1 protein-coding gene and 1 pseudogene are annotated in these 2362 nt (G+C 58.4%); one reads left to right on the top strand and one right to left on the bottom strand.

Annotated elements, in window-relative coordinates; all coding sequences use genetic code 11:
- The first annotated feature begins 595 nt into the window (after nt 1–595).
- A complete protein-coding gene (locus K6T12_RS21335) occupies nt 596–1846 on the top strand; it encodes a porin (protein WP_222224992.1) in 1251 nt (416 codons plus the stop codon).
- 233 nt (nt 1847–2079) lie between these two features.
- On the opposite strand, the pseudogene K6T12_RS21330 reads toward K6T12_RS21335, so the two are convergent.
- A pseudogene (locus tag K6T12_RS21330) lies at nt 2080–2362 on the bottom strand (IS4 family transposase); the annotation flags it as partial.

Raw genomic sequence — 2362 nt, 5'->3', positions numbered from 1 at the left:
GTGGGGTCTCCCCATGTGAGAGTAGGTCATCGCCAAGCATCTAATCCCGAAGAACCCCAGTCGCCATGCGGCTGGGGTTTTTTCGTTCTGCCGGGCTTCGCAGCCGACAGGGGCAAGCGAGACCTGGCGATCCCATCTGCTTAAACCGGCAGTTGACGTCGCCCTCGCGGCGGCGGTCGCGGGCTCCCCGGCCTGGCAACAGTAGGGCATCGCCAGGCATCCAATCCCAGCAAGCCCGGTCGCGTCGAGGTCGGGGGTGCTGGCCCCATCTGCTTTTACCATCGCCGGCAGCCAGCAAAGATACGCGGGGCGCGCATGCCCCGATTAACCCCTGTATTGCTATCAAACCGGCAATTCCAGTTGGCTGGCCGCTACATACGTCAAATTCGGAGTTGTCTCTCTAAAACAAACTGTTAGTTCTGTTTTATTAAGCGAATTATTAGACAAGTCCCAGTTCCCTGCTATTACTTGAACGCAGTGGTTGGAAAATAAATACCAACCGAATAGGTGAGCGCGGGCAGAGGGGCGACGCTGTCTGCTGTGGTTTGTCTCCCTACGGTCGTCTAATTGCAGACTTTTGAAGGGGAAAGGCTGTATGAAGATGCAACGAAATTTGCTGGCCGTTGCGGTTTCAGCAACCTTGGCTTTTGCTTCCACCGCCCGGGCGGGCGTCGACGAGATCGAGATGCTGCGCGCGCAGATTGAAGCGCTGAACAAACGACTGGACCAGTTGGAAAAGCAAACGCTTCAGGCCGAGCAGAAGGCGGCAGCGGCGGAAGCCAAAGTACAGATGGTTTCGAACTCGGCTGGAAGCATGGAGCGGGTTGTGACCTCCGGCAACAACAAAGTCCGCGTCAGTGTTTCCGGCCAGGTTAATCGTGCTTTGTTGTGGGCTGATGATGGCGAGAGCAGCAATGTGTACCACGTCGACAACGACGCTTCCTCAACCCGGATGCGGGTGATCGGCGAAGCGGATGTCTCCGATGAGATGACCGTGGGTGCGGCATTGGAGGTGCAGTTCGAGTCCAACTCCACAGCCAACGTAAACCAGTTGGACGATACCGGAGTGGGTGACGATCACTTTACCCAGCGCCGGTTGGAGGTCTACTTCGACCATAAGCGCTACGGCAAGTTGTGGTTGGGCCAGGGCTGGACCGCTTCCGAGGATACCTCGGAGGTCGACCTGTCCGGCACCGACCTGGCCGGTTACTCCTCGACAGCCGATATGGCCGGTGGCATTTTGTTTCGCGATGCCGGTGGTGCGCTGACCGGCACGGCGGTTGGCGATGTGTTCGCCAACTTCGATGGCCGTGGCCGCGCGGACCGTCTGCGTTACGACACACCCTCCTTCGGCGGCTTCAGTGTAGCGGTCAGCGCGATAGAGGGGGATGCCTGGGATACCGCACTGAGGTACTCCGGGAAATTTGGCGCTGCCAAGGTGGCGGGAGCGCTGGCCTACTCGGAGCCGGACTCCAGTACGGTCGATGGCCAGGTGAACGGTTCGGTATCGATATTGTTCGATAACGGAGTCAACCTGACACTGGCGGCCGGTGAGCGCGACCTGGCCAGTGGTAGCGAGGATCCGAGCTTTTATTACGGCAAGCTGGGCTACCAGACCCGTCTGAACAGCGCCGGTATGACCTCGTTCTCGATCGATTACCACAGCTCTGACGATGTCGCGCTGGTTGGTGACGAGGCCACCAGCTATGGCCTGCAGGCGGTACAGAAAATCGATGCCTGGGCGACCGAAGGCTATGTCGGCTGGCGTACCTACGAGCTTGACCGGACCGGTGGAGATCTACAGGATGTAGATGCACTTATCGCCGGTGCCAGGGTGAAATTCTAGGAGCTGCGATGGCTTGGATGCGAAGCTTGGCGATTGTGCTGCTGGCAGGTCTGATGGCGGCCTGCAGCGGCGCTCAACCCTACCAGTACAGTGATAATCGCGAGATACCGTCTGGGCCGGGTTTGTTAAGCGGTCCGGATGGTGAATTCCGTCTCGACCGGAATCAGTAAGCCGCCCGGCACGGAGTGGTTGCTGCAGATAAAAAACCGGGGCAGTGCCCTAATGCCAGTCAGTTAAGCCAACTGACTGGCATTTTTCTTTCTCACGGGGTAGCGGCATGGGCTGCTCTTTAATGCCCGGGGATAACGCCGCTCTCGCCTTGTCGGCAACACGAAAGTGGCTGCCATCTCTGTCATCGCCTTGATAACAGATGGCACTTTACCCGGTGAGACTGCCGGCAAGATTGTCAACTCCTTGATGATCATCCCCGCCGCCTGATTGAAGCTGAGCTGGCAAGGGTGCACTCCTTTCAGGCTGTACGCCATCCGTGCCATTTGGAAGCGCAGCAGGTTGTAC

The organism is Marinobacterium arenosum, from assembly GCF_019795155.1.
Classification (GTDB): domain Bacteria; phylum Pseudomonadota; class Gammaproteobacteria; order Pseudomonadales; family Balneatricaceae; genus Marinobacterium_C; species Marinobacterium_C arenosum.
The sequence above is the reverse complement of the archived record's forward strand: the minus strand, read 5'-3'. Positions and strand labels throughout refer to the sequence as shown.